The following is a 25,002-nucleotide window of genomic DNA, read 5'->3' as shown; positions in this document are numbered from 1 at the left end:
CGTTTTCACGAAGTGAATCCGTATCATCCGCGTACCATTTCTCAAAGATTATAAATCAAATGACGTGTGTTTAATATATTTTCGATCGTAAGTATATAAAACATGTATTTTTTTATCTGTCGTTTGAATGATGGCAGGATAGCTGAATTCTCCTTTTTCCTCTTTTTCCAGATCGAATAATTTAGTCCAGCTTAAACCATCTTTAGAATATTCAACATCTAAAATATTTCGTCCGTTAAACCAGTCTTTTCCAATTGGAAGCGGATTGTTTACGAGTAAAAAAAGATTTTTATTGATTGTTAAAGCATCAATACCAGAATTCGAATTGACCACGTTTATAGTATTGGTTCTAATCCAGCTTTTTCCATTATCTCCTGACCAGCTGGAAACAATTCTGTTATGCTTGCTTCGAGACAACATCTGAATATCGCTGGCACTATGCACTAAGAATGTTGGCTGTATTACATCAAAATTTTTGTTGTTTTCTACCGCAATTTTGTTCCAAGAATCTGTTGCTTCATTATATTCTTCTACATGTACTCTCCATTCATCTGTATTTACACTTTCTGTACTGCTTCCGCATAAAATTATACCTGGCTTAGTTTCAATTGGTTTATTTCGAATTGGACCTAAAATTCCGTCTGGAAGATATTTTGTTTCTCCCCAGGTTGTTCCATTGTCTTTTGAAACAATCATAGCGCCAAACCATTCTCTCGGATTTTTTCCAATTTTATAAAACAAATACAAATTGTTGCTTTTACTTTTAAAAAGTACTGGATTCCAACATGGAAGTGTATCTCCGTTTTTGATTAAAGGTTGAATCAATTCTTTTGGATTTGACCACTTTTTATCTTTATAAGCTGCAATATAAATTCCAACATCTTTTGCTCCTTCATACTTACCACCAAACCAAGCTGCCAAAATCTCATTTGGTTTATGTTCTACTAAAGTAGATGCATGACTATTTGTTGTCACAGGCGGATCTGCAATATAACTGCTTTCTATATTTACCGCTTTGGTCTGCGCTTTTATTCCATTAGAGAATAGAAAAATAGCTAGTACAGCCGTAACAGTATATTTTGTTTTTAAAATCATTTTATTCTTTTTTTGTTTTTTTATAAGAGGAAAGAAAATAGAGGAGAGAAAATAAATTTTTAATTTCTAAATACATCTTAAAGACTAAAGTCTATCCTCTATTTTCTATTTTCTTTCATCTTTCATCTTTCATCTAATTCTTCTTCAATCCTACTTTATGTCCTGCAATTGCGTAATATAAGATGAAGATATAACACGGAAGTAAAATCCAATACCCTTTTGTTGAGGCAGAAGCTGTTGCGTTTGCTTCATTAATTCCCTGTGCAATAAGATCTGCTTTTGTACCGTCAACAAACTTTCCATACAAGGGCGGAATTACTGCTCCACCAGAAATTGCCATTACCAATAATGCTGCACCTGTTTTGGTAAATTTTCCTAAGCCGTTAAGCGTAAGAGGCCATACAGCCGGCCATACCAAAGCATTTGCAATTCCTAAGCCAGCCACAAATAAAACAGAAGTAAATCCTGTAGAAAATACAATACACAAAGACAATAGAATTCCTAAAACCGCACTTACTCTTAAAGCTAAAGCCTGTGTAATATATTTAGGGATCAAAAAGGCTCCTAAGGCATACGTAACAACCATCGCTAATAAAGTAAAAGTGGTAAAAAATTTGGCATCTGCAGCAGGAAATCCCAATGCAATTCCGTATGCAATAATGGTGTCACCTGCAATTACTTCAACTCCAACATACATAAACAACGTTAATACACCAAGCCAAAGGTGTGGAAACTGAAAAATGCTTGTTTTGGCTGTTTTACCTTCTTGTGCTTCTTCAATCGGTGCGGCTTCAACATTAGGGAGCGGTGCTTTAAGAATCAAAATTCCCAAAACAAATAAAACAACTGCCATTGAGATATAAGGAACTACTACACTATCTGCCATATTATCTAATAAATTATTCTTTTCGGAAATACTTACTTTGCTTAGTTTTTCTTGAATTTCATCAATTCCTGAGAGTAAAATAGAACCAAAGATAAGTGAGCCTAATGCGCCCGCAATTTTATTACAAATTCCCATAATCGAAATTCGTTTTGCGGCACTTTCAATAGGACCTAAGATCGTAATATATGGATTTGATGCTGTTTGCAATAAAGTCATTCCAGCACCTTGAATAAAAATTCCAGTAAGAAACATCCAATATGTTCTGGCTTCGGCTGCGGGAATAAAAATTAAAGCTCCAAATCCCATTATAAATAATCCTAAAGACATTCCTTTTTTATAACCAATTTTAGCTAAAATATAAGAAGCAGGAAGCGCCATTACAACAAATGAAATATAAGAAGCTGATGCAACCAATAATGATTGTGCAGAAGTTAATTCATTTATAGTTTTCATAAACGGAATCAATGCGCCATTGATCCAGGTAACAAAACCAAAAATAAAGAACAAGCTTGCTATAATTAATATTGGAATTAAGGTTGGTTTGGTTTGTGAGGAGTTAGTGGTATTTGTATCAACCATTTTTATTTTGTGTTTTTTTTTCGGTTTGATGATTGAATTGGAGTACATCATCTTTGTTAATAGATTTTTTTGGATGTCAATTACTGACATATTTATAAAACAAAAGGAGAGTTACCTCTCCTTCTGCTCAAGTAACCAATCGTTTGATTTTTTACTTTACCAAATTAATTATTTTGTGTCCCACCAAAGTCTAGTTCCACCTGAATCAGGACCGCCTAATTTTACGATACCGTCTTTAACAGCTGCTTCGTTTGATGAGTACTCATTTGTAGTATAAATGATTCTCTTCATTAGAGATTTACCAACACCAGCTTCTGGGTTGTCTGTGTTTAATATTGGATAGATTACTTTAGCATCACTTCTACGTAAATCTGACCAAGCTTCCCAAGATTCTGGGAAAATTGCTAAGTATTTTTGAACTGCAATTTGTGTACGTTGGTTAGCAACAGATGAAGACCAAGCAACAGGTAATTTAACTGGAATATCTTGCAAATCTAAAGTTGGATATACTGTTAAAATGTTTGGTAGTGTTGGTAACGTTACCCCATTGATATAAGCATTAACTGTAGCAGCCTCTGTGATTCCCCATTGTGCAAGAGATAATCTAATACCTGTTTCGTACAAAGTTTTAGCATCTCCGCCCATGTTCCATCCATTCAAAGCTCCTTCTGCTCTAGTTAAATAGTTTTCAGAAGCCATAAAGATTTCGATGTTTTTAGTTTCGCTAACATTATTAGCTGGACCATTACCCATGATATCATTATTAAATTTAGAGAATTCAGTAGTTCCAAATTGATCTTCTAAACCTCCAACTGGATTTCCTCTGTATACTCCAGTTCCTGTACTAATAGGTGCAAACCATTTTGACAAACGTGGATCTTGGTATCCTACTAAGATACTCTCCATAGAAGCAGTCATTACATAACCCCAGCTGTTTACAATCATGTTTAAATTGTTTGGAGTAATGTTACTTGCTTTAAAGAATGCGTTTTGATCGTTTGTCTGCATCACTCCTGCAGCTACAGCAGCTTCCGCTTGAGTTTTTGCTTTTGCAGGATCTTTATCAGAAATTCTCATTGCCAAACGCAATCTCATACTGTTTCCAAAAACTCTCCATTTGTCAACACTTCCTGCATACACTCTATCGTTTGGAGAAAGAGAAGCAACTGTAGCTACAGAAGCTGAAGACAATGTTGCATTAGCCTCATCTAACAATTTGAAGAAATCTTCGTAAATAAATTCTACGCTATCGTAAGGAACGCTTTCTTTACCATTTCCTGCCTCAGTGTAAGGAATTGGCCCGTAAGCATCAACCATTTGGTTGTACATGAAAACTTTCCAGATTTTAAGTATTGCCAATGCTTCTGCATTTCCTTCAGATGCTTTAACAGCATTTATCAAAGCTGGTGCAGCAACGGTGTAAAATCTTAACCATCCTCTACCTTCATATCCGTTAACGAAAGCATTTCTTTCCGTTCCATATCCACAGTTTAAGTAATGGATAAAAGTTGAAGATAAGATACCTGTTGCAATACCCCATGTACCTTGATCGTCTACTCCTGGAGATGAGTAAGACCCGTTGTGAATACCCGCGTACAATGCAGATGCAAATGCAGGACCAGCTAATGTAGCATCCAACTGATCTTCAGTCAACGAATTAGGATCTTTGTTTATTTCATCAAAGTCGCCCGTACAGCTTGATAAAATCGAAACTGCCATTAATGCAACTCCTAATGTTTTTATTTTAAAACTATATTTCATGATGTCTCTTTTTTAATTAAAATCCAAATTTAACATTTACTCCGTAATCTCTTGTTGAAGGAATGTTGAAAGATTCAATACCTTGTAAGTTACCTGTTCCTGCTCCTGCTTCTGGATCAAAATATTTAGCTTTGTTTAAGAAGAAGAATAAGTTTCTACCCACTAAAGAGAAGTCAATACTTGTAAATCCTGAATTAGCTAATACACGTTTTGGTAATGAATAACCAAAAACAAGTTCTCTTAATCTGATGTTTGTAGCATCATAAATAAATGGTTCTGCAACTGGAGTTCTTTGTCCAATAGCTGTCCAATATTGCTCAGCAGTAATACTTGTTGTATTTTGAGTAAATCCAGTAGGAGTTTCAACCCAAGCATCAACAACGATTCCGCCATTTCTTCCTGCTAAAGTAACATCACTTACCCCTAAACCAGCTTGTCTCGCTTGTGTGTATGAAATAACTTCACCACCAATTCTGAAATCAACCAAGAAGCTTAAAGAGAAATCTTTGTATTTGAAGTTGTTTTTGAAACCTGCTGTCCAATCTGGATTAAAGTTTCCAGCGCGGAAATCAAATCCGTTTGTTGCCAAAGGAATACCTGCACTATTTACAAGAATTTTCATTTCGCCAGTGTTTACATCAAGACCTCTTTGGAAACCTTTAATGTATAAATCTCCATACTCACCACCTTGAACCACTTTACTTCTAACTAAACGTCCTTCTCCAAGAACTAACTCATCTCTTCCATCATAGATAGATTTTACTTTTGATTTGTAAGAAGCGTAGTTCGCTGTAATATCCCAAGTAAAGTTTTCTGTTTGAATTGGAGTTGCTGTAAGCGTTAACTCGATACCTTTATTTTCAATATCTCCACCATTTACAACAGCTCTAGAGAATCCTGAAGACTCAGGTGTATTGATGTAGAAAATTTGGTTTTTAGTTAATGAATTGAAATAAGTAAAATCTAATCCTAAACGGTTGTTGAAGAATCTAATATCTGCACCAAACTCTGTAGAAGAAGAAATCTCTGGTTTTAAGTTTGGATTAGCTTTTGTACTTTGTCCGTATAACATACCACCATTTCCTCCGATGTATGAAAATCTCTGTTGTGTTTGATAAGGATCTGTATCGTTACCAACTTCTGCATAAGAAGCTCTAAGTTTTGCAAAACTGATTGCTTCTGGTAATGTAAACATATCAGAAAGAACAGCAGATAAACCGAAAGATGGGTAGAAATAATCTGTTGGTAATGTAGAAGACCAGTCATTTCTAGCTGTTACATCTAAGAATAAGTAGTTTCTGAAACCCAATTGACCAAAACCGTAAACAGAGTTGATTCTTTTCTCTGAAGCCGTAGATGTTGATTGAACTGTCTGAACGTTAGACAATGCAAAGAAGTTTCTTTTACTTAATACACCACCAGAATTTAAAGCTGAACTATTTTGTTGCAATGCATTGGCACCGGCATTAAGTCCAACAGAAAAATCTCCGAATTTTTCATTGTAAGAAAGTAAAGCATCAACGTTTAATTCGCTAACAGTTTCATAAGATTCACTGTATGACCCCATATTACTATTGAATGCATTTGTTGCATATCTGTTTCTCACGTTTTTATTAGTCATTTGGTCTAAACCAGCTCTACCTTGTAAGCTTAATGTTTTTGTGATCTCATATTTAAGAGACGCTAAACCAATAAATCTGTTTCTTTTGTCTGTACGAGCATCATCTCTTAAAGCAGACCAGAATGGGTTTCCACCTGGAGCTCCAGTTTCGTCAAGAAAATAGTTTACTTGTCTTTGTCCTGCAGCATCAAAATATTCGAAATCTTTATAATCGTTGTAAGCAATACTACGAGGCAATAAATAAGCTGACGTTCCGATAGATTCTTCCCCTGTTCTCAATAAGTTATCGATATCCTGAACGATGTAGTTTGTTTTTACATCCAAAGATAACTTATCTGAAATTTTACTTGTCAATCTTAAGTTAAGATTATGTCTGTCCATTTGGTTTCCTCCAACAATACCTTCAGCACGTGTGTTTGTATAAGAGAAATAACCTTGTGCTTTTTCGTTACCAGTTGTAACTGTCAAAGTGTTTGCTAAGTTATAACCTGTTTTGTAGAAATCAATAACGTTGTTTGGCTGTGCAGTATAGCTTTGTGTAGCTGGTCCAGCATAATTTGGATTACGAACCAATTGCCACGCAGAAACCTGACGTCCGTCTAAAGGTGCACCCCAGCTTGAACTTGAGTTAGAAACATAGTTTCCGTTTGTACCTTGACCATACTCGTTTTGTAAATTCATCAAGTTATAAGCAGAAGAAGCCATAAAGTTAGATGATAACGAAACTGAAGTTTTTCCTGATTTACCAGATTTAGTTGTAATTACGATTACACCATTTGATGCTCTAGATCCATAAAGAGCTGCTGCAGAAGGTCCTTTAAGAACAGTCATCGAAGCAATATCTTCTGGGTTAATGTTAGAGATACCATCAGGTTGTGTAGTTCCTCCTGTATCAATATCAGGATTAGATGTTGTTGTTCCGTTACTAATTGGCACACCATCTACAACATAAAGAGGCTGGTTGTTACCATTAAGAGATCTGTTACCTCTTAAAGTAATTCTAGAAGAAGAACCAACACCATTAGAAGTAGTAGAGAAGTTAAGACCCGCAACTTTACCAGAAAGTGAGTTGGCAACGTTTAATGATCTAGCTTCTGATAATTCGTCTACTGAAACGTTTTGTGCAGAATACGTAATTGCTTTTTTCTCTCTTTTAATACCAAGAGCGGTAACAACTACTTCTCCTAATTGTTGCGTATCTGCACCTAAAGCTACGTTGATTGTAGTTTGAGATCCAACAGCAACTTCTTTTGTAGCAGATCCTACATAGGTGAAAACTAAAACTGCTGATTGATTTGGAACACTAATGCTGTATTTACCATCAAAATCTGATGAAGCACTTGTTTTAGTTCCTTTAACAATAATATTTGCTCCAGGAATCGGTATTCCGCTAGCAGCATCTGTTATCGTTCCTTTTACTGTGGTCTGCGCTTGTAGGCTTTGGAACCCGAAAAGGCAGATGACCAACAGTAATTTTAGTACGTTTTTAATCATATTAGTTGTTTTTTTAGAGTTAATAACATGTTAAATTTAAGAATACGTTTTGTTAACAATACATTATTTCGACAAATGACATTTTTTAAAAGGTGTTGGTAAAAGTTTGCCCGAAAATTGAAAGAAAACGTTTTCATTTGTAATCCAACTCTTCCTTATTTAAAAGGCCAAAACTCTATTAATCTAATAGATTTTGGCCTTTTTTAATTATATTCATTTTTTTATCGAAAAAACACTTAAAATTATTCTGTGTTTAAGCGATTTTAGTTAGAAACCTTGAATTTACTTTTTAGCAAATCAGTAGAATTTCCTCCAACCATTACCTCAAAGTCACCCGGCTCTACAACAAACTTCATCTCTCTGTTGTAAAGACCTAACTCGTCTTTAGTAAGTGTAAATTCGACATTTTTTGTTTCTCCTTTTTTAATATTCAATCTTTTGAAACCTCTTAAAGTCTTTTCTGGAGTTGTAACAGAACTGTAAACATCATTTACATATAATTGAACAACTTCATCTCCATCCAAATTCCCAATGTTTTTTACATCAACAGAAACTTTTAATTCACCATTTGGTTTAATTTCGTTTGAACTGATCTTTAAATTTGAATATTCAAACTTCGTGTAACTCAACCCGTAACCGAAAGTATACAATGGATTTTCGCTCTCTGCAACATATTTATGAATTGCAGATGGTTTTTGGTTATAATATATAGGTAACTGCCCAACTGATTTTGGAACTGTAATCGGCAATCTTCCACCCGGATTATAATCTCCAAATAAAACATCGGCAACAGCTCTTCCTCCAAACTCTCCTGGGAACCATCCTTCTAAAACTGCTGGGATATTATCTGCAATCCAATTTGTAGAAAGCGGACGACCATTTAACAACACGCAAACTACTGGAGTTCCTGTTTTCTGAATTGCTTCAATTAATTCTTGCTGTATTCCATGTAGATTCAAATCAGCAACGTCTCTGTTTTCTTCAACTAATTCGTTTGATTCTCCTAAAACTACAATGGCAACATCTGCTTTTTTAGCGGCATCGATTGCTGGCTGCATGTTTACTTTTTCTAAATTCCAACGCAAGTGAGCTCTGGCTCCCCAGCCTCCTTCCCACATTTCAATGCGGACTTTGTATTTCTTTCCTGCTTCGATATTTTTTGGAGTAGTTACAATACTTGTCGCTCCTTTTGTCCAGTTGTCGATAACCAATTGATCGTCAATCCACATTCTGATTCCGTCATCAGAACTTAAACCTAACCAACCATCAAATGATTTGTCTGATTGAATATACCCTGTCCAACGAATAGAAAAATCATCAACGTTAACTCCATCTCCAGGAGCCCAAGGCCAGTCAAACTCTAATTGGTTGTCAATACGAGTTAAAGCTGGAGTTCCTTCTAAATTTCTGTTATTGAAATATTCTCCTTTTAATCCATTTTGAGATCCGTCTGAAGTGAATAAATATTTAGATGGAATAGCCTGACCTTTTACAATCAGCGGCACACCTTCTTCATAAACTACATTCGCCGTTTTTCCCATTACTTGCTGAACACCTTCAAAAACTGTTACTCCAACACTATTTTTAGGAGAATAACCTCCCAATCTTGAAGCATTTGCATTTGGTCCGATAACCGCAATGTTTTTAAGATTTTTGCTTAATGGTAAAATATTATTGTCATTTTTCAATAAAACCATTGATTTTTGAGCCGCTTCTAAAGCAACTGTTTGGTTTTCTTTAGTATGAAAACGCTCTTTAATCAAGTTTTTATCTGTGTACGGATTTTCAAATAATCCTAATAAGAATTTCAAACGTAAAACCGCTCCCGCTGCACGGTCGATGTTTTCCATTGTCAATTTCTTTTCGTTTACCAATTCAATAATCGTGTTTTGCCAGAATTCATTAGAAAAATCATAAAACTGCATATCAACACCTGCAGAAACTGCTTCTCTAATACTTTCTTTTGGAGAATCAGCAACTTTGTGAGTGGTTTGAATGTATTTAATAGCTCCCAAATCGGATACCACAAGTCCTTTGAAACCCCATTCGTTTCTTAAAACATCAGTCAATAACCAATGATTTGCAGCACAAGGAATTCCGTCTAATTCAGAATACGCACACATCGTCCCTAAAGCACCGCCTTTTGTAAATGCTTTTTGGAAAGATGGCAAGTGATCTTCTCTCGCAGAACGTTCTCCAACCAAAATAGGAGAAGAATTTCCTCCCGCCTGTGGAATACCGTGAACTGCAAAGTGTTTAGGCTCAGCAATAATAGAACGATCTGATTTTAAATCGTCTCCTTGCAATCCTTTAATGAATGCCAAACCGATTTCACTGTTTAAGAAAGCATCTTCTCCAAAAGTTTCAGCAACTCTTCCCCATCTTGGCTCGCGTCCTAAATCTAAGTTCGGTCCAAAGCCAAAATGAACGCCATGCGCTCTTGCTTCCATACCAATTACTTTACCTACTTTATCTAAAACAGAAGTATCCCAAGTTGCTCCAAGTCCGATATTCATTGGAAAAGTTGTACTTCCTTCGTCCAGATATCCGTGAAGCATTTCACACATAATCAGCGCTGGAATTCCCCAACGGTTTCCTTTGATTACATTGGTTTGAAGATCGTTGATCATTTTCGCTGAACGCGGATACAAATCATGAATCGCTCCAATTCCTAATTTCCCTATTTTTTCAGCCGATTTACCTTTAGCAAAATCTTCTTTTTCTTTAAAGAAATCTCCTCTATACATATCCATCTGACGCACTTTTTCTTCAAGTGTCATATGGCTTAACAAGTCTTTTACTCTGTCTTCAACAGGTGCTTTTGCATCTTGATACAGATACTTTTTCTGGGCGTGTACGTGGTTTAAAAAACCAACAGCCATTACAAAAATAATGGCTGTTTTTCTCATTCTTAATTGTAACATAGTTGTGTGTGTTTAGTTTTGAATCACTTTAAGCTTTGTTCCATTCACAAAATCATCGTGCGAAATAAAAAAGCTGTTAAGTGTTTTTCCGTTGAACTCAATCGAATTGATTTTTCCACCATTATTGAGTTGTCTTTCAATTACAATGCTTTCTTTTTTATAATATCTTGGATCTAATTTGATTGTCACTCTGTGAAACATTGGCGCTGTAATGGTGTAGATTGGATCTCCCGGAGAAATCGGATAAATTCCCATCATCGAATAGACAAGCCAAGCCGACATGGTTCCTGTATCATCATTTCCTGGCAATCCTTTTGGTTCATTTTTGAAATATTCCTGAACCAGTCTTTTTACATGTTCCTGAGCTTTGTACTCGTCGCCTTTCACATAATTAAATAAATACGGATTGGCAATGTCGGGTTCATTTGCCATATCAAATTGTTTGATATCGAAGATTTTCTGTAATTGAGCCGAAAAAGGTTTTTCGCCGCCCATCAATTTCATTAATCCTTTGATGTCGTGCGGTACCATAAAATTATACTGCCAAGCATTTCCTTCGATAAAACCAACATTTTCTTCAAAATTAGCTCCAGAAGCAGGATCAAAAGGTTCGTACCAATCTCCGTTTGCAGTTCTTGGACGAAGTAAATTCAGATCTTTATCGAATAATTTTCTGTAGGATAATGAACGGTCTTTAAAACGTTTTACATTCGCTTTGTCTCCGAATTCATTGGCCATAATTGAGATAGCATAATCTGAAATATTGTATTCCTGAGTCGTAGAAACGGGACCTTTATTGTCGGTTGTCAAATATCCTTTTTTGATATAATCTTTCAATCCCGGACGAAGCGGATTATTTTCAGTATTATCTGCTCCTTTTAACATCGCATAGTAGGCTTTATTAACATCATAATCACGAACTCCTCTCATGTAAGTATCCGTAATTACAATACTTGCAGGATCACCAACCATAGTAAAAGTTTCAGTCGAATTCAATTCCCATTTTGGTAACCAACCGTTTTCATCAAACATATCCAACATACTTTTTACCATATCAGATTGCTGTTTTGGATAAACCAAAGACATCAACGGATGTACATTTCTATACGTATCCCATAAAGAAAATACGGTATAACGAGTATCTTTGGTTTTACCAATTTTACTTCTTTTGATTACTGGATATTCTCCGTTAATATCATTTAAAGTGTTTGGATGGATTAGTGTATGATACAAAGCCGTGTAGAAAATCGTATTGTCATCTTTTGAACCACCTTCAACCAAAATTTTAGATAATTCTTCGTTCCATTCGTTGTAGGTTTCTTTGTAAATTGCGTCAAAAGATCTGTTACCTACTTCTTTTGCTAAGTTTTCACGGGCATTTTCGATACTTACGTACGAAATTCCGATCTTCACTTCAACCGTTTCTTGTTTTTCGAATTTATACGTAAAATAACTTCCAATACTATCCCCTACAACGGTCTTAATGGTATTATCCATCATTCTGGCTTTTCCGTTGTACCCCATCCATTGCGCTTCAACACCGTTGTATTTGGCAGGCTTTTTCCAAACTCCGAATTTATCGGCAGGTTTAGAAAATTGAGCCACAAAATAAACTGGATAAGCATCTTCTGGGCTGTTGTAACAAAACGAACCAACCGAACGCATTCCTTCAATTTCTGTCGGTGACACTACTTTTATCATTGCACCTTCTTCATTTGTCAAACCTAAACCAAGATTTAATAAAATATTTGACTGCCCTTTCGGGAAAGTGAATCTGCTAATCCCAACTCGTTTTGAAGCCGTGAATTCGCCTTTTACTTTGTACTTGTCGATGTTTACACTGTAATAAGCCGCTTTTGCAACTTCATTAGAATAAGTCGAACCGTATTTTAAATGATCGATTTCTACCTTTCCAGTCGTTGGCATTAATAAAATAACGCCTAATTCTGGACAGCCAACGCCGCTTAAATTGACTTGAGAAAACCCAGTCAAAAAAGTATTTTCATTCACATACGGATTAGAAAGCCACTGACTGTCTTTTTCCATAGGAGTATTTTTTACTCCAGCCACATTAAACGGACTAATACTTGCCATTCCGCGAGGTGCAATCGGCCCAGGAAATGCTGCTCCATAATTTGAAGTTCCAATTAACGGATTCACAAAATCGACAGGTTCTTGCGCAAAAATACTGATGCTAAAAAACAGCATGTACAAAATACATGCTGTTTTGAATTTGTTTTTATTATTTAAAACCATAGGCTTTCTTCTTATCTGTTGATAGCGTCTATTTTTAAAGTCCAAGCTTCTTTTGCAGGAAGATTGTTTCTTAAACTTTCTGGAATAACTACTTTAAATCCGTTTCCTTCTTTTGTCCATTTTAAAGAAGTTTTAGAACCTAACATCGTAATTTTTGTTCCTTTCTTAGGGCTGATAGATTTTACTGTAACTTCAGCAGGAATTTTATCTTCTCCTTCTTTAGCCAAATAAAATGCAAATACATTACCCGCTTTATTCTGTGTAAAACAAATGTTTTCTTCTTTGTAAGGCTCAATTGGTTTTGTGTTGTAAATCGCTGTGCTGTTTACTTTCATCCAATCTCCGTAAGCTTGCAATAAATCGTAAGCACCTTTATCCCATTCTCCTTCTGGACTTGGAGCCACGTTTAATAATAAGTTTCCACCTTTTGCAACAATATCAATCAACATATGAATACCTTGTCTTCCAGTCATATATTCTGCACCTGGAGAATAAGACCATCCGCCACCAGCTGGAATACAAGATTCCCAAGGATAAGGCAAAGTTTTAGCAGGAACACGTCCTTCTGGAGTTAAGTAGTTTTGGTTTTTACCATGAACCGCTCTATCTACAACAATTAAACCTGGTTGTTTAGCACGCGCTTTTGCAACCAATTCATCCATTTTCGGATCTTGATCTACCACTCTGTGTTTAATGAAACCGTTTTTAGATTCGTTTTCTGTAAATTTCTCATCGTAGTTTTCTTTAATGTTTACTAAATCTCTTTTTCTAACCCATCCTCCATCAAGCCATAAAATATCTACTTTTCCGTAATTTGTTAAGATTTCTAAGATTTGGTTATGAGTAAAATCAACATATTTCTGCCATTTTTCTGGGTATAAAGCAGGATCGTAGTTTACGTTTCTGTCGAATGGTGGAAAGTAAGGATCCCAGTAATTCTCGTTATGCCAGTCTGGCTTAGAGAAATAAGCACCAGTTGAAATTCCTTCACCTCTAAAAGAGTTGAAAATTTCTTTTAAAACATCCGCTTTTGGATTTGTATGAAATGGAACGTCTTTACTCGTAATTTTATAATCAGAATATTTAGTATCGTACATATTAAATCCGTCATGGTGTTTTGTAGTGAAAACCATGTATTTCATTCCCGCATATTTAGCGGCTTTAGCCCATTTTGCAGGATCGAATTTTACTGGATTAAAAGTTTTTCTTAATCCTTCATAATCTTTTATATAATCGTTATAATTAGATGGATTACTTCCTTTTTTACGCTCACACCATCCGTAATCTTCTGGACAAATAGACCAAGATTCTACAATACCCCACTGGCTGTAAGTTCCCCAGTGCATTAGCAAACCAAATTTTTTGCCTTGCCATTCGTCTAGGTTTTTTAATACTAACGGATCTGTTTCTGGTACGTATCTTTCATCTTCATATATCGCCTGCGCGAATATCTGAGCTGAAAATAAAAGGGCGATAATGAATATTCCTCTTTTCATCTTTAATCTATTTATTAGGTTTTGTTTATTCTTTTGTTTTTTGTTTAATAGGTATTCTTAATTTAACTTTTCAAGTATCGGCTGATCTGTAAAAGTTAATTCTGTTTGCTTATTTTCATTAAGTTGTTCCAATACAACAAACTTATTTTCACCTGCTTTCAACCAACAACCTGGCACGTAAAGTGTTTGTTGTGGTCCAACTTTCCAGTAACGTCCAAGATTGTGTCCGTTAACAAATACAATTCCTTTTCCCCAAGTTGTCATATCAAGAAAAGTATCAGCTGGTTTATCTATGTTTACTGTAGCTTCATATAAAACTGGACGTCCAGATTTTACTGTTTCATTTTTAATAACTGGAACTTCATTCATCGGCATTTTGTACATTTCCCATCCACCACTGATTTCAAATTCATTCAAAAATACTGGAGAAATAATTCCTTTAGTATTATGTACTATTTCTGCACCGTAATTAATGCGTCCCATATTTTCAACTAGGATTTCCAAAATACCGTTAAAAGGAATCGTAACATCCAACTCGTAATTTTTGAAAACTCTATTCAACTCACCCGCTTTAACTCCGTTTACATAAACTGTAGCAAAGTCTCTCAATCCTTCAATTTTTAATTTACCAGAAATAGGTTGCGTAAATCTTTTTCTATATAAAACATATCCATGTCCTTGACCTAATTTTTCAAACGTTAAAGGCTGATCACTTACAACAGGCTTTTCTTTTTTTATCCAACTTAAAACATCCATATTGGATTTGATAAGCTGATTAGGATATTTTGTAACTGGAATTTTCTCTGGAATCGGCGCTAATTTTGTTTTAGAAAACTTTTGCATTACTTCACGTATTGCCATGTATTTTGGTGTTGCCCAACCCGCTTCGCTAATAGGCGCATCATAATCATAGCTTGTAATATCAGGCTGAATATCCATTTCTTCATTATAATTTGCTCCAGAAGTAAATCCGAAATTAGTACCTCCATGTACCATATAATAATTGAAAGAAACGCCTGCATCAAGATACTTTTTAGTTTGACTTGCAATCTCTTCAGATCCAATTCTAATAAAGGGTTCTGCCCAATGATCCAACCAGCCAGAATAAAATTCTGCCACCATGTAAGGTCCTTGTCCTTTATGGAATTTATCAACTTGCTTCTTTAAATTATCAATATTTGATTCCCCGTTTGCAGTTGGCAAAACGCCTTCAACGCTACCACCTTCAAACAGCCAAGTACCATCAGAAGTAAAAAAAGGTTCTGGAAAACCAGTTTGCTTAAGCATATTATAAATTGCAGTTTTGTATGCTTTATGATCCTCAGCTTTAATATCTGTTCTTTGAGAAACATAAGAACCAAATTCATTTTCAGCTTGAAGCATAATAATTGGCCCTCCTTGATTAGCGAAAAGTCCTTTTACTTCTGCATACAAATGTTCCATATACGTTTTACAAGCATCCAAAAATGCTTTGTTATTGGTACGAATCACTAAATCTGGATTATTTTGCAGCCACCAAGGATAACCTCCAAATTCCCATTCTCCACACGCATATGGACCCGGTCTAAGAATTACATACAATCCTTCGCTTTTAGCAAGACGGATAAACTCTCCTAAATTTTTATTTCCTGTTTTAAAATCCCATACACCTGGCGCTATTTCGTGATAATTCCAAAATACATAAGTTGCTACTGTATTCAGTCCCATAGCTTTAATCATTTGCAATCTATGTTTCCAATATTCTTTTGGAATACGCTCATAGTGCATTTCTCCTGAATGTATTTTTACAATTTTCCCATCTTGACGAAATTCTCCATTAGATATAGAAAATCCTTTTGTTTGTGCTGTGCTAAAAAAAGGCATCAAACAAATCAATAATATTCCGAGCTTAAATAGTATCTTATTCATTTTTTTTAATAATTAATCAATTAAAATTTCGTCGACAAACAACCAAGAGCTTTCTCCTTTTGGACTTTTCTTTAAATTGCCTGCAATTACTTTTACAAAACGTGCATTTTGTTTTTGGAAATTGATTTTGAAATCTTTCAATTCTGGAACTGCATTTACCGCATACGGACGCATAATTTTTCCTACCTGAGTGTATTTAACTCCATCTGTAGAAATCAAAACTTTAACTTGGACTGGAAAATTTACTCCTGCTCCTTGACTTTCTAAAGCTCCAACTTTTACTTGTTCAATGCTTTCTAATTTCTCAAGATCGATTACCAATTCCATATCGTTAACCAGCCAAGCTTGCCATTGCCCGTCGTGGAAATTTTTGCTTCCGCGAATGGTGTTCACCATAGTATTAGCATCTCCTTTATAATTTGAATTAAAAGGCGTTAAGTATTTCACTTTTTTTGCAAATGCTTTATGGAAAACTATAGTATCAGTATACGTTTTTCCAACTGGTTTGTCATCTTGAAACAAAGAAGCTTTTAGAACTGTTGTTTCCTTAATCTCAATTGGAGCAATATATTTTGCAGCATGATGATCGATATTTTTATCTCCTAAAACATAACGAATATCTGGATTAGGAAATTCATTTTTCAATTCAACTTTAATTTGTTTATTAGCCAAATCAGCTGTTGGAGAAGCCGTTACCAAATAAGCACTTTTCGCATAATTGATTCCCAAATAATCGTAACGTTTGAATAAAGAAAACAATCTCGTTGTAAAGTCATTCCAATTGCGTTTTTCTTTTGGACTCCATAGGGTTTCTGATAATGCTGCCAATCTTGGAAAAATCATGTATTCAGAATCTTTTGGCAATGCTAAATGTTCTGCCCATAAATTGGCTTGTCCACCTAAAACATGCGCAGCTTCCTGAGGTGTCATTGTTGAAACTACAGGATCAAATTTGTACACTTCGCTTAACGGATTGTAAGCATCAAATGCTAACGGTTCTTCGTTTTGAGGTCCTTGATAAAAGTTGAAATAACAAGGAGATTCTGGCGTCATAATCACGTCATGACCTTGATCTGCAGCTTCGATTCCGCCTTTCATTCCTCTCCAACTCATTACGGTTGCATCTGGAGCCAAACCACCTTCTAAAATTTCATCCCAACCGATCACTCTTTTACCTTTTGAGTTGATGTATTTTTCCATACGTTTTACAAAATAACTTTGTAATTCGTCAACACTTTTTAAATGCTGGTCTTTGATTCTTTTTTGACAATGCGGACATTTTGCCCAATTGGTTTTAGTCGCTTCATCGCCACCAATATGAATATATTTTGAAGGGAAAATCGTGATTACTTCATCAATTACGTTTTGTAAAAATTCAAAAGTCGTTTCTTTTCCTGCACAATAGATATCCGTTAAAGGCCAAACGCCACCTGAAGGAACACCAATTTTCTGATCAAAACATGCTAATTCTGGATATGCTGCAATCGCACTGCTGACGTGTGCTGGCATTTCAATTTCAGGAATGATTTCGATTCCTTTTGTCGAAGCATATTTTACGATTTCTCTTAATTCATCTTGTGTAAAGAAACCACCATAAGTTCCTTTTTGATCTGCTGTAACCGGAAGCCTTGCATTCCATGATAAGTTTTCTTGATCTACTCTCCAAGCACCAACTTCCGTTAATTTTGGATATTTTTTAATTTCAATTCTCCAACCTTGATCATCAACCAAGTGCAAATGCAAAACGTTCATTTTGTGCATAGCCAAACGATCGATTGTTGCCAAAACATAATTTTTATCGAAGAAATGACGAGATAAATCCAACATTAAACCTCTCCATTTGAAGCGAGGTTCGTCAGTAATCGTCAAAATTGGAATTTCCCATTTTGCTGAAGTGATCGCATATTTGCTTTCAATTGCTTCAGGAAGTAATTGTCTAACACTTTCTAAACCATATAAAAATCCAACATTTCCTTTAGCTGAAATCACAATATTCGTCGGATTTACATCTAAAACGTAAGCTTCATTCTTCAAGTTCGGATCTACTTTAAACTGAACAAAATTGCTCACTGGCGCTTTAGTTGTCGTTTCTGGTTTCCATCCTGCAGCCACTTCAAATTTAGAAGCCAAAGCATTTGCAGCCTCTTTCTGGAAATCTCCGTTTACGACAAACTTTGTATCTTTTGTAAATTCAAAAACACCTGTTTTAATAAAAGTCTGACTCGGTTTTGGAATGATACGAATATCATTCTCCGTGTAAATTTTCTGTGCATTAGCTGAGAAAACTGAAGTGATTACGGTTAATAGGAATAGTAATTTTTTCATTCTTTGTTTTTTGGTTTCTCTATTTGATTTCTATTGAAAGAAGTAGAGAGATAGTTTTTTTAGTTTAGTTTGTCATTTCGACGAAGGAGAAATCGCACAAGTAAATCGACATAGATTGGAGATATACTTTGTAGAATATCTAGTGTGATTTCTCCTTTCAGTCGAAATGACAAATATTACGTTTAATCTAGTTAAACGTTATATTTATTTATCCCAAGACATTTTAAATTTCGCGTCTTCCATTCTGTGACCTTTTACATCGTCAGAAACCGCGTAATTAAATCCTGATCTTAGGCTGTAACCTGCGTATTCACCGTTTTTGTTCAAAGCAATAAAACCAACTTGCAGGTATTCCATGTCTTTGTGGTTTTTATGTTTGTTGTAAATACGTTCTGTAATTTCTTTACAAGCATCATAAGGCGATTTTCCCTGACGCATTAATTCTACGACCATCGCGCTTCCAGCAGTTCTGATAACCGCTTCGCCTAAACCGGTTGCAGCCGCCGCTCCTACTTCATTGTCCAAGAAAAGACCTGCGCCGATTATTGGGGAGTCACCGACGCGTCCGTGCATTTTCCAAGCCGCACCGCTCGTGGTACATCCGCCAGAAAGGTTGCCATCTTGGTCTAACATTAGCATGCTTATGGTATCGTGATTTTCTATATTGATAACTGGTTTGTATTTAGACTCTTCCAGCCATTTTTTCCAATCTTTTTCAGATTCAGGAGTTAAAAGATTTTCTTCTTTAAATCCTTCTGATAAAGCAAATTGTTTTGCACCTTGTCCCGCTAACATAACATGAGGCGTATTTTGAAGCACCCTTTTGGCAACAGAAATCGGGTGTTTGATTCCTTCTAAGAAACAAACTGATCCACAATTACTGTTGTGATCCATGATACAAGCGTCCAGAGTTACTTTCCCTTCACGATCCGGATATCCGCCGTAACCAACGCTACGAACGTTCGGATCTGCTTCAGGTATTTTCATTCCAGCTTCAATAGCGTCTAAAGCTGATTTTCCTTCTTTTAGGTTTTTCCAAGATTCTTTATTTGCAGGTAAACCGTGATTCCATGTCGAGATGATAATCGGTTTAATCTGCTTTTTTTCTTTAGATTCAACTTCTGGTTCATTTTCATGATTTGCAGCAAACCCGCTTACACCCAAAACAGAACTTACGGCTAATGTGCCTAAAGCAGTTTTCTTGATAAAATCTCTTCTATTTGACATGTGGTTTTTTGTTTTTTTGGTTCAACATTTAGAAATCAAATTATTCTTAATGCTGCAATTTACTTCGTAAAAATTTTTAATCCGAGTAAAATCGACTACAACGACGATTTTACCTGTTTAATCGTCTTTAAATTACTTTCTGATAAAGCATTTCCGTCAAAAAATGAAACTCCTGTCGCGCCATTTTTCTTAGCTTCTAAAATTGCTTCTTTCAATTCTGCATCCGATTTTAAACCTGGAATGTAAATTCCTGTGTTTACTTTCGTTGGTTTTCCTTCCAAATCTGCCACGCCTTGTTTTGTTGCGTAACCCACCCAGTCAATTTCTTCGTCATAAAAACTGTGATAAATCATTGGGTAAACTTCATCAATATTCCATTTATCCCAACGCTGACGCACCATGTGATCAGCCATTTCTGGATAAGGAAATACTGCTGCTGTTAATTTTTTATTGTGTTTATGAGCAATTTTATACGCATCGTCAACTACCGCTTTTACTGCATTTAATCTGAAATTTTTCCATTCCATATCAATTGAAGTATTGTGGCTTTCTTTTGGATTTTTATGATGTTCTTTTTCGAATTTGCTAACGCAAGCATCACAATAGCAGAAGTCAAATTGAGGCAATTCTACATCTTGAACCAAGTTGTATTTTGGTAACAAACTAATTGGCAAGAAAATATCCGGGAAACGAATGTAATCTAAGTGTACACTTTCGATTCCTTCTACTTTTGCTAAACCTTCCACTAAACCTAAAACGTGGTTTCTAGATTCTTCTTTGGTTGGGCAAAGCCATTGGTAATAATCTACATACGGACGGTTATCAAAACAAGATTTTCCTTCTTTACTAACTTGATACCAATCTGGATGTTGTAACGCAATTGAATCATTTGGGCGGTTCATGGCCATAATCCAAGCGTGAACTTTTAGTCCTTCTTTTGTTGCAAGCGGAACTAATCTTGCTAATAGTTTTGGGTCAGTTTGCGTGTTAATCAACACTTCGTCAATTCCGCCGTCTTTGTATTTTTTGAATTCTTTAGAATAATCTGCATCTGATTTTTTAGCATCAGCGGTCGTCCAAACACCAAAAGTGAATTTACCATTTTCTTCTGTTTTAGCATCTTTTTGTCCGCACGAGAATAAACTCAGCGAAAGCGCGAGAACTATAATCTTTGAAAAGTTCTGTAACTTATTCGTTCGTAATAATTTTACCATCTTCTTTAATTATTAAGGTTTTGTTTGAAAAAGGACTTTTTACCAAGATATTAAATCCTGATGAATGATTTTCTAAAACTGGTTTTAAAGTCTTTCCATCCACCACTATATTTTTTTTACTGATACTTTGCAGTGACTTTGCCCAAGATTTATTCTTATCGAAATATCTTTTTTGAGCTCTGTACAAGGTGTACAACTCCCATTTTACTTTTTCTTCCTGCGGAATTGTAAATTTATCGTCGCTTTCTTTTGAAGAGAAGTATACATAAGCCCATTTTTCGGGCTCATGCATATTTATCACTCCCATAGGCGACCAAACCCAATTGTATTCTGGGAGAAATTTTCCTTCTTTATCTTTCTTACGTTCGTATTTTCCATCAACAATATCATGTTGCCAATTTACACGTGAGAAATTGACTTTCCAAAATTTATCTTTTGGAACAATATCATCGAAATAAGAGGTTTTATAAACCGACCACGGAATAGCGATTTCTAGTGTCCAGCCTTTATCAGTATCTGAAGCATTATTTAAAGTTCCGTCAATCTTTACAGCCGATTTTAATCCGTCGATATTCCAGTCGTTTAAAACAGTGTTTTTTTCTCTGTAAGGTTTATTGATGAATAAATCCCAAGCAGTATTCAACGCATTAATTTCCAATTCATAATAATTATGGGTATCATTATCTGGATCGATAAAAACTTCAAAATCATTATTATAAAAAATAATCGTATCGCGTTGTCTTAGATTTGCCCAAACGTGAGGCTCCTCCATTTTTGCCAAGATATAGTAGTATTTATCGTCCCAAAGCATTTTGACTTGGGTTTTGTATTTTGGAGTTTCAACGCCTTCTATGTCGACAAAAGGGGTTGTCCAAGCTGCTTTTTCCCAAGCTTTATCTGCTCCGTCTCCGTCAATAACAATTTCTTTTGAAGTCTTATAGGCAATATAACTTTTTGGTGTAACCTCTTTTTCAGATTGCGCATAAGTCATCAAACCAACAAAAAAAACGGCAAGGGACAATAAATTACTTCTACTATGCATCTTTATATTATAAACTATTATCTTTTGTAAACTGAATTACTTCACTTAATTTTCCGAAAGCAATTGCTACGTGAGTATCTGCTGCACCGTAATAAACTGCTAATTTATCTTCTTCAGTATCGTGTAAAGCTGCACAAGGGAAAACTACATTTGGAACGTCTCCAACCATTTCATAAGTTTCTGCTGGTCCTAATAAATAAGGTTGTGTTCTGTATTTTACTTGATCTGGCGAATCAACATCTAGAAGCGCTGAACCCATTGCATAACGGAAACCGTTGCAAGTATTGATTACTCCGTGGTAAATCATTAACCATCCTTCGTTAGTTAAAATAGGGATTGGTCCTGCTCCCACTTTCGTACATTGCCAAGCACTTTGCTCAAACGGAGACGGTTTCATAACCAATCTGTGTTCTCCCCAATATTTCATATCTGGGCTATAGCTAATCCAGATATCTCCAAATGGCGTGTGTCCATTATCACTTGGACGGCTTAACATAGCGTATTTACCGTTAATTTTTTGAGGGAATAAAACTCCATTTCTGTTGAATGGTAAAAAGGCATTTTCGCATTGGAAAAATTCTTTAAAATCGAAAGTATAACCAATTCCGATAGTTGGTCCGTTGTAACCATTACACCAAGTAATCCAATAACGGTCTTCAATCCAAACCACACGAGGATCGTATTTATAAGCCGATTCGATCATTTCTGTGTTACCAGATTTCATCTCGATTGGTTCATGATTGATGTCCCAATTGATACCATCTTTACTGAAACCAGCAAAAATATTCATTTGAACCGCTTTGTTATCGCATCTGAAAACCCCAGCATATCCGTCTCCAAAAGGTACAACTGCACTATTGAATATACTGTTTGATGAAGGAATCGAATATCTGTCGATAATTGGATTCTCAGAATATCTCCACATTACATCTTTACTGTTTTCGGGTCTGTCTTGCCAAGGAATAGTACTCATTTTTTTGTTTTTTTATTTATTAGTTTTTTATGCTTGTTTTTTGTTGAGTGCTTATTCTATTAGAATACACACTCAGTTTTGTCATTTCGACGAAGGAGAAATCTCCATAAGAAGCTCCACCACGTTATTCGCCAATCTTTGTAGAGCTTCTATGCGTTCCCATAGTTGAAACTATGGGCTATGTTCAAAGCTCTATGTGTTAGAAACTAGTTTCTTTTTATTTCCTTTTCAAGCAAAAGAAAACCTATGTTTCTATGTGTTTAATTTTTATCTCAATTCAAGAAATCTTTCTTCTTGCTTCTAAAATCTTCCTAGTCTAAAATCTACTCTTCAATCTTCCTAACTCTATCCAACCAAGTAAATTTCAGTACTGTAGTTGTTATCAAGAAAACCGTTAATGCCACTCCCGCTTTTGGATAATCTCTGATAATAAAATAAATCGGAAGCAAAATCATACTTGACTGCCAAATAATTCCGATTACACAATTCATCATATCTAAGTAGAAATCATTATTTTTTTGGAAAGATTGATCTTCTGCTTTTAATTGTTTGAAAACTGGATTCCAGAATCCCCAAGGTCTTACATTACTGTAGAAAGATTTTAAAACTTCCATATCAGTTGGTTTGCTTAAGTAAGTTCCTAAAAGACAACCTAGAATTGACATTCCGAAAATTAATGGGAACAAGTAAATAGATGGCACTTGAGAAAGATCATGTAAGAATGTTCCAGCTGTTAAATTTCCTTTGTTTTGATCTAAAACGAATTGAAGAGAAGCTGCGATTAATCCGCCGACCATTCCCCAGAAATAACCCCATCCGTTAAAACGCCACCAAATCCATTTTAAGAAGTTGGCTGCAACGTAACCTCCGTACAAAGCACTTGTAATCCAAAGTGTCAATGAGTTGATAGAATCTGCAAAGAATCCCATGAAAACTCCAAGACCAACCACCAAGAAAGAAGAAATCTGACTTACTTTAATATAATGCTTATTTGAAGCAACTGGTTTGAAATATTTTTTATAAATGTCATTTACAATATACGCTGGTCCTGCATTTACGAAAGCTGAGAATCCAGACATGAAAGCAGCTAACAAACCTGCTAGAAGAATTCCTTTAATTCCAACTGGAATATACAGATTTACCACTTTTGGCATCAATAATTCTAAATCGGCACCTGTTAGATTTACATTTGCATTTAATTCTGGAGCTAAATTTACTAAAGCAATAACCACAATTCCTGTAATTAATAAATATCTAGGAATGAATAAAATCAAGTTCGTGAAACCACTCATATAAGCTGCTTCTTTTACTGATTTTGTAGAAAGAACACGTTGTAAATCGTAACTTGGAGTTGGACCCGCAACACTCGCGAAGAAACCTTTGAAAAGTGTCATTCCAATGAAAGCGCCAAACATTTTGTAACCTTCTGTATCAATTAATCTGTTGAAAGTTTCGAATTTATCGCTCCATTGCGTTTCAAATTCCCATCCGAAGAAAACATTTTTCCATTCTGGCGTAATAACCGAATTGATTTGAATATCAGTATAATTAATGAAAGCGTAACCCGCGATTAAAACACCAGCCACAATCATAATAATATATTGTACAACTTCTGTCGCAACTACAGAAAACATTCCTCCTTTGACCGTGTAAATTGTCGTTAAGAAAATGATTAACAAAGCATAAGCTTGTTCTGAAGTTAAGAAAACACTTCCATTAATGTGAACTGTCAAATCCCAAGGAAGAATAATGGTTACAAATTTTCCGATTCCAACGAAGAAATAAGCGATGAAACCAATTGTCGAAATAATCGCAAAAATCGCTACAATAATATGTGATGCTTTTCCTGCCTTATCACTTCCAAAACGAGTTAGAATCCATTCAGAACCGGTCATTACTTTCGATCTTCTGATCCAAACTGCGAGGAACATCATGACGAAAATCTGATTCCAAATCGGCCAAAGCCACATAAACATGAAGCTTTTTACTCCATATAAAAATAAAACTCCAATCATCCAGGAAGTTCCTGAAACATCAAACATTCCTGAGCCGTTGCTCAATCCTAAGAAGTACCATTTGATCGATTTCCCGCCAAGGAAATAATCATCAAGTCCTTTTGATGCTTTTCTTGAAATCCAGATTCCTATACCGACCGACATTACGATATAGATTAAAATGATTGATACGTCAATAATGTTCAT

General features: G+C 35.4%; 14 protein-coding genes. All 14 read right to left on the bottom strand.

Features of this window, described 5'->3' with window-relative positions; all coding sequences use genetic code 11:
- Nucleotides 1–48: 48 nt before the first annotated feature.
- Nucleotides 49–1,095, bottom strand: a complete 1,047-nt coding sequence (locus tag K6T82_RS05435) for a sialidase family protein (protein WP_223704908.1) — start codon at nt 1,093–1,095, stop codon at nt 49–51.
- 133 nt (nt 1,096–1,228) lie between these two features.
- Nucleotides 1,229–2,560, bottom strand: a complete 1,332-nt coding sequence (locus tag K6T82_RS05430; protein ID WP_223704907.1) for a sugar MFS transporter — start codon at nt 2,558–2,560, stop codon at nt 1,229–1,231.
- 168 nt (nt 2,561–2,728) lie between these two features.
- Complete coding sequence (locus K6T82_RS05425) at nt 2,729–4,321, bottom strand: SusD/RagB family nutrient-binding outer membrane lipoprotein (RefSeq protein WP_223704906.1); 1,593 nt, start codon at nt 4,319–4,321, stop codon at nt 2,729–2,731.
- 16 nt (nt 4,322–4,337) lie between these two features.
- Nucleotides 4,338–7,436 carry a SusC/RagA family TonB-linked outer membrane protein gene (locus K6T82_RS05420; RefSeq protein ID WP_223704905.1) on the bottom strand — a complete coding sequence of 1,033 codons (3,099 nt, stop codon included), beginning with the start codon at nt 7,434–7,436 and terminating at the stop codon, nt 4,338–4,340.
- A gap of 263 nt (nt 7,437–7,699) precedes the next feature.
- Complete coding sequence (locus K6T82_RS05415; protein WP_223704904.1) at nt 7,700–10,360, bottom strand: glycoside hydrolase family 3 N-terminal domain-containing protein; 2,661 nt, start codon at nt 10,358–10,360, stop codon at nt 7,700–7,702.
- 12 nt (nt 10,361–10,372) lie between these two features.
- On the bottom strand, nt 10,373–12,616 hold the full coding sequence (locus tag K6T82_RS05410; RefSeq protein WP_223704903.1) for a GH92 family glycosyl hydrolase: 2,244 nt from the start codon (nt 12,614–12,616) through the stop codon (nt 10,373–10,375).
- An 11-nt stretch (nt 12,617–12,627) separates the two neighbouring features.
- On the bottom strand, nt 12,628–14,112 hold the full coding sequence (locus tag K6T82_RS05405) for an alpha-L-fucosidase (RefSeq protein WP_223704902.1): 1,485 nt from the start codon (nt 14,110–14,112) through the stop codon (nt 12,628–12,630).
- Between the two features lie 57 nt (nt 14,113–14,169).
- Nucleotides 14,170–16,020: a glycoside hydrolase family 35 protein gene (locus K6T82_RS05400; RefSeq protein WP_223704901.1), complete on the bottom strand. Its 1,851-nt coding sequence runs from the start codon at nt 16,018–16,020 to the stop codon at nt 14,170–14,172.
- A gap of 12 nt (nt 16,021–16,032) precedes the next feature.
- Nucleotides 16,033–18,345 carry a beta-N-acetylhexosaminidase gene (locus tag K6T82_RS05395; protein ID WP_223704900.1) on the bottom strand — a complete coding sequence of 771 codons (2,313 nt, stop codon included), beginning with the start codon at nt 18,343–18,345 and terminating at the stop codon, nt 16,033–16,035.
- A gap of 204 nt (nt 18,346–18,549) precedes the next feature.
- Complete coding sequence (locus K6T82_RS05390) at nt 18,550–19,572, bottom strand: isoaspartyl peptidase/L-asparaginase family protein (protein ID WP_223704899.1); 1,023 nt, start codon at nt 19,570–19,572, stop codon at nt 18,550–18,552.
- A 95-nt stretch (nt 19,573–19,667) separates the two neighbouring features.
- Nucleotides 19,668–20,786: a putative glycoside hydrolase gene (locus K6T82_RS05385; RefSeq protein ID WP_223704898.1), complete on the bottom strand. Its 1,119-nt coding sequence runs from the start codon at nt 20,784–20,786 to the stop codon at nt 19,668–19,670.
- Nucleotides 20,761–21,828 carry a carbohydrate-binding family 9-like protein gene (locus K6T82_RS05380; RefSeq protein ID WP_223704897.1) on the bottom strand — a complete coding sequence of 356 codons (1,068 nt, stop codon included), beginning with the start codon at nt 21,826–21,828 and terminating at the stop codon, nt 20,761–20,763. The genes K6T82_RS05385 and K6T82_RS05380 overlap by 26 nt, the downstream gene beginning before the upstream one ends.
- Nucleotides 21,829–21,835: 7 nt before the next feature.
- Nucleotides 21,836–22,801: a glycoside hydrolase family 130 protein gene (locus tag K6T82_RS05375; protein ID WP_223704896.1), complete on the bottom strand. Its 966-nt coding sequence runs from the start codon at nt 22,799–22,801 to the stop codon at nt 21,836–21,838.
- 323 nt (nt 22,802–23,124) lie between these two features.
- A complete protein-coding gene (locus K6T82_RS05370; protein ID WP_223704895.1) occupies nt 23,125–25,002 on the bottom strand; it encodes a sodium:solute symporter family protein in 1,878 nt (625 codons plus the stop codon).

It is taken from the genome of Flavobacterium potami (genome assembly GCF_020026915.1).
Lineage (GTDB): Bacteria > Bacteroidota > Bacteroidia > Flavobacteriales > Flavobacteriaceae > Flavobacterium > Flavobacterium potami.
This window is presented reverse-complemented; position numbering and strand designations above follow the sequence as displayed.

Coding starts and splice junctions, on each gene's coding strand:
- K6T82_RS05435 (WP_223704908.1), bottom strand. CDS start 1,095: ATGATTTTAAAAACAAAATATACTGTTACGGCTGTACTAGCTATTTTT.
- K6T82_RS05430 (WP_223704907.1), bottom strand. CDS start 2,560: ATGGTTGATACAAATACCACTAACTCCTCACAAACCAAACCAACCTTA.
- K6T82_RS05425 (WP_223704906.1), bottom strand. CDS start 4,321: ATGAAATATAGTTTTAAAATAAAAACATTAGGAGTTGCATTAATGGCA.
- K6T82_RS05420 (WP_223704905.1), bottom strand. CDS start 7,436: ATGATTAAAAACGTACTAAAATTACTGTTGGTCATCTGCCTTTTCGGG.
- K6T82_RS05415 (WP_223704904.1), bottom strand. CDS start 10,360: ATGTTACAATTAAGAATGAGAAAAACAGCCATTATTTTTGTAATGGCT.
- K6T82_RS05410 (WP_223704903.1), bottom strand. CDS start 12,616: ATGGTTTTAAATAATAAAAACAAATTCAAAACAGCATGTATTTTGTAC.
- K6T82_RS05405 (WP_223704902.1), bottom strand. CDS start 14,112: ATGAAAAGAGGAATATTCATTATCGCCCTTTTATTTTCAGCTCAGATA.
- K6T82_RS05400 (WP_223704901.1), bottom strand. CDS start 16,020: ATGAATAAGATACTATTTAAGCTCGGAATATTATTGATTTGTTTGATG.
- K6T82_RS05395 (WP_223704900.1), bottom strand. CDS start 18,345: ATGAAAAAATTACTATTCCTATTAACCGTAATCACTTCAGTTTTCTCA.
- K6T82_RS05390 (WP_223704899.1), bottom strand. CDS start 19,572: ATGTCAAATAGAAGAGATTTTATCAAGAAAACTGCTTTAGGCACATTA.
- K6T82_RS05385 (WP_223704898.1), bottom strand. CDS start 20,786: ATGGTAAAATTATTACGAACGAATAAGTTACAGAACTTTTCAAAGATT.
- K6T82_RS05380 (WP_223704897.1), bottom strand. CDS start 21,828: ATGCATAGTAGAAGTAATTTATTGTCCCTTGCCGTTTTTTTTGTTGGT.
- K6T82_RS05375 (WP_223704896.1), bottom strand. CDS start 22,801: ATGAGTACTATTCCTTGGCAAGACAGACCCGAAAACAGTAAAGATGTA.
- K6T82_RS05370 (WP_223704895.1), bottom strand. CDS start 25,002: ATGAACATTATTGACGTATCAATCATTTTAATCTATATCGTAATGTCG.